Source organism: Marinicauda pacifica (genome assembly GCF_004793635.1).
Classification (GTDB): Bacteria; Pseudomonadota; Alphaproteobacteria; order Caulobacterales; family Maricaulaceae; genus Marinicauda; species Marinicauda pacifica.
In genome coordinates this window covers 1-300 of sequence record NZ_SRXV01000128.1, presented here as the reverse complement: position 1 = coordinate 300, position 300 = coordinate 1, and the positions used below count along the sequence as shown (strand labels likewise).

The window sequence follows — 300 nt, the reverse complement described above, 5'->3', positions numbered from 1 at the left end:
GTCGCGGTCTTTCTTGCCGTCGCCATCTCGATGAACCGCCTGATCAGCGATTCAGAGCTGACCGTGGGGGCGGTCGCCGGCATGAGCCGCGGTCAGCGCATGTCGCCCTTCATTCGCATCGCCGTCTTCGCGATGCTGGGCAATCTGGTCATCAACCTCTTCGTTCAGCCTGTCGCCTTCCGGGAAATGCGCGAGAGCGTCTACGAGATCCGCAGCGATCTTGTGGCCGCCTTCATGCGTCCGGGTGAATTCACCGACCTCGGCGGCAACGTGACCTTCTACACGCGCTCCCTCGACGAT

Annotated in this window: 1 protein-coding gene; it reads left to right on the top strand. The window is 62.3% G+C overall.

Annotation, left to right across the window (positions count from 1 at the left end; all coding sequences use genetic code 11):
* Window positions 1-300: LptF/LptG family permease (locus tag E5162_RS14670; RefSeq protein ID WP_135945982.1), on the top strand; the 300-nt coding region annotated here is incomplete at both ends.